Origin of the sequence: uncultured Chloroflexus sp. (genome assembly GCF_937129525.1) — a bacterium.
In the GTDB taxonomy this organism is placed as follows: Bacteria; Chloroflexota; Chloroflexia; order Chloroflexales; family Chloroflexaceae; genus Chloroflexus.
Map to the genome: position 1 here is coordinate 1 of NZ_CAKZNK010000073.1, position 3548 is coordinate 3548.

At 52.5% G+C, this 3548-nt stretch carries 5 protein-coding genes; all 5 read left to right on the forward strand.

The features are described 5' to 3' along the window. The coding region (locus Q0650_RS08975) for a M48 family metallopeptidase (protein ID WP_298818087.1) at positions 1-950 on the forward strand (950 nt) is incomplete at its 5' end. 12 nt (positions 951-962) lie between these two features. Further along, positions 963-1436 carry a class I SAM-dependent methyltransferase gene (locus tag Q0650_RS08980; RefSeq protein WP_298818093.1) on the forward strand — a complete coding sequence of 158 codons (474 nt, stop codon included), beginning with the start codon at positions 963-965 and terminating at the stop codon, positions 1434-1436. Positions 1437-1575: 139 nt separating this feature from the next. Continuing rightward, positions 1576-1770: a hypothetical protein gene (locus Q0650_RS08985; RefSeq protein ID WP_298818089.1), complete on the forward strand. Its 195-nt coding sequence runs from the start codon at positions 1576-1578 to the stop codon at positions 1768-1770. After that, entirely contained in the window at positions 1767-3194 is a 1428-nt protein-coding gene (locus Q0650_RS08990; RefSeq protein ID WP_298818091.1) for a lipopolysaccharide biosynthesis protein, read from the forward strand. Before Q0650_RS08985 ends, Q0650_RS08990 begins: the two co-directional genes overlap by 4 nt. A gap of 21 nt (positions 3195-3215) precedes the next feature. Continuing rightward, positions 3216-3548: methyltransferase domain-containing protein (locus Q0650_RS08995; RefSeq protein WP_367280806.1), on the forward strand; the 333-nt coding region annotated here is incomplete at its 3' end.

The window sequence follows — 3548 nt, forward strand, 5'->3', positions numbered from 1 at the left end:
TGACGTTTTGGATGTCACAGTCTGAAGGCAACGTGATCACATATCAGGTAGCCGTTAATGGCGAACCGATTGCGGAACATCAGATAGCGCCTGATGAAGGCGAGGCCTGGAAACTGGCTCGGGTTGATTTGGATGCGTGGGCCGGTCAGACTGTTGACCTCGTATTGACATCCAATCATCCGCTAGCAATATGGGCTGACGTACAGGTCGTCACGGCGACTGCATGGCCATGCGTTGTGGTAGATTGCTGGCAGCGCGCAGCGACAGCGTGGCGACAAGGTGGCGCTACAACTGCCGCATTCGTGCAGAATGGAATGCTGGCTTATCGGCACAAAGCATACCCTGAAGCGCTGATATGGTTCAGGCGGGCTGCGGCGCTGGGTATGGATACCGCGAGCGCTATGTGGTATATCCGCTATCTGATGACCGATGATCGCTCTGATCTTGCCCGCAGTGTGATGCTTGATCGCGGTTGGGTAAACGATATTTTCCTGGTTCATGCGTGGTATCGAACCGGTGTATTGCTTCGCGAAGAAAAGCGCGCCCAAGAAGCAGAGCAGGCCTTTCGGAATGCAGCCCGGGTGTCAGAGGCCGATCCCGCAGTGCGCTGGCGTTTGTCAGATGTTTATCGCCAGATCGGGCTAATCCTGTGGGAACAAGATCGCTTACCCGAAGCCTTGCCGTATATGGCCAGAGCGCTCGAATTGAATGAACGTAGTGCGTGGGCCAATATTCACTACGGGAAAGTGCTCTATCTGGTCGATCCAACGCAGGCTGATCGCGCGGCGCACTTTTTCGCCGTAGCTTTGTCGCTGGATCCAAGACCAGATATCTGGCGTAATTTGATCGAATTTTGGGCCTGGGTGAAGGAACCGGAGCGGCAAGCGGCACTGTGTGCACAATCGCGTCAGGCTGGCGTCGAGTTGGGAAACCTGAAAGAATGTGAATAATGAAGCCATACAATCCTCAATCCTCGTACTTACTGGGAGCAGCGACTCAAAGAGCGTTTTGACTTTACCGGAGTCGGTCATGCGGGATTAGGTCCAGGCTATAACGCCGCTCTCTATGCGTGTAGAAGAGATTCGTTGCTGACGAAGCTGTCACGGGTTGGATGTTCTCTGCCGGGATCACATGTCTTTGAAGCAGGTTGTGGCACCGGTTTTTATACACAATTGTTCGCGCAATATCGTGTTGGGCGGTATGTTGGCTTAGATATTGCTCCAGTCAGTGTTGAAAATCTCAGAACGCGATTTGCTGGATTCCAGTTTATCTGTGCGGATATTGCTGAATTGGATACCGCAGAAATCGACAAATCATTTGATATAGTGTTTGCTTCTGATGTGTTGTTTCATATAGTTGGCGATAAACAGTTTGAACAGTCGGTTGAAAACATGAGTGCTTTGTTAAAAAGAGATGTTTTTTTGGATAGTTTCTGATATCTTCCCACAACAGACGGTGCAAATTAGTGCTCATGTTCGGCTCCGTTCAATTGAGGAGTACCGACGTATCCTTGCGCAATATCGGTTAAACATCGTTCACATTGAGCCGATCTTTGTAATTTTGCATCCTATTCCGATGACAGGTATTCATTTTGGCTGGCAGTTGAACGGCCTCTTCTGGAAACTGGTGTTCCGCAATGCCCGCTGGTCGGTCGTCGATCGCTTGCTGCCAAAAGTGCTTGGATGGCTCGACCGCTCGTGCCTGCTGGCAACATTCGGGCGCCGGGTGCCAAATAGTACCTGGCTGGTTGCCCGGAAAGTCCACGTATGAAACGGCTTATCGGCAATAGTCTGGTCTATGCGATCGGCAACGCCGCCAACAGTGCGGCGCTGTTTCTGGTCATTCCCTTTCTGATCAATACCCTGTCTCCGGCTGAGTATGGCGCGTGGTCGATTTTTGAAATCGCCACCTTCTTGCTCTATCTGCTGATCCTGGCCGGTCTTGAAGTCGGTTTGATGCGCCAGTACTGGTTTCAGTCAAGTGAGCACGGGCGTGCCCGTATCGTGGGCACGACGATCCTGGCAGTGACCGGGCTTGGGTTGCTCGTCGTTGGTGTGGGAACTGCTCTCATTCTGACCGGTGTAGGCAACGATCTTTCCGGTACCCCTCTATCTCTCTTGCTGGTGTTATGGATTGGTTGGAGTGATGCCCTTGTTACCCTCTTCCTCACTCTTTTCCGCATTCGCGAACAGGCGATCACCTTCGTTACGCTCTCGCTTGGGCGTCTGCTCCTGTTCGCACTGCTGATTGCCCTGGCGGTTTCCGGCGGAATGGGTCTGATCGGAGCATTGGCTGCGCGGTTAATTGCGAGTGTGGTCACGATCGGGGTTGGCTGGTTCATTGCGCGCCGGTTGATTGTCTGGCAGTTCGATCGCGCGTTCGGCTGGCAGATCGCGGCGTATGGGTTGCCGCTCCTTCCGACCAATCTTGCCGCTTATGTCTTGCTGTCTGCCGATCGCTATATCCTTCAGAGCTTTTTCACTCTGGAAGATGTGGCCATCTACACCTTCGCGTACAAAGTTGCCACGATCCTTGATGTGCTCATTACCAGACCATTTGCACTCGATTGGGCATCACGGCGTTTCAAGATAGCCACGCAACCGGAGGCCGAGCAAAATTATGCTTACGCGCTGGTATTCTACCTATGGGTGGTTGCATTCTTCGGTCTAATGGTCGTTGCCGTTACGCCATTAGTATATGCTCTGGTAGCCCCGGCCACCTATCACTCGGCGATGGCCGTAGTGCCGATTATCTTGCTGGCCTACATCATCTACGGCCTCAGTTATCCGTTGAACGTGGGCATTATGCTGAAGGATCGCACCCGCGATCTGCCGGTTATTGGCTTTATCGCAGCATTTAGTTACATTGGTCTCTGCCTCTGGTGGATCCCGGCTTTCGACATGATCGGAGCGGCATGGGCAACTGTGGTAGCTTACGTAGTCTGGACAGGATTGATTACTGTCGACTCACTCCATCTTTATCCAATCAGGTATCCATTAGGGCTGATCGCGGGGGTTGCAGGCGCTGCCGCAATTGGGTATGGTGGATTGTGGTTGGCCGATCAGTGGTGGCCGGATGTCAGTGTGCTGGCAATAGTTGGGCGGCTAGTATGGGTTGGGGTGGTGATGGGTGGCTATGGTATTGTGATGTGGCAGTTGTTGTCAGGGCAACGTTTGGCGCAACTGCTAGCGTAAGCCTGAGAGAGGGATTGGGGAATGCTTGTTAAGCGTGGTTTTTTGATATACGATGCAGAATTAGACGACTACCGTGTTGATGAGCTTTCAACTCTATCAATTCTGGCGAACGAATTGCTGCTCGAGCTGATCCTTTCGGCGCGGGCTTACATGAAGGGACGGCTACTCGATGTAGGGTGTGGCAAGCGACCATACTCCTTGATCTACGATCAGCTTGTCGCGCAGAGCATCGGAACAGAAGTGGTATATTCGCCTCATGGGGTGCAGGCTGCCGATCTGATCTGCTTGGGCGAACAATTGCCTTTTGTGGATGGTGCGTTTGATACGGTTCTCTGTACCGAGGTATTGGAACAT

Excerpts from the sequence above, each read along its gene's own strand:
- Q0650_RS08985 (WP_298818089.1), top strand. The coding sequence starts at position 1,576 with ATGACAGGTATTCATTTTGGCTGGCAGTTGAACGGCCTCTTCTGGAAA.
- Q0650_RS08990 (WP_298818091.1), top strand. The coding sequence starts at position 1,767 with ATGAAACGGCTTATCGGCAATAGTCTGGTCTATGCGATCGGCAACGCC.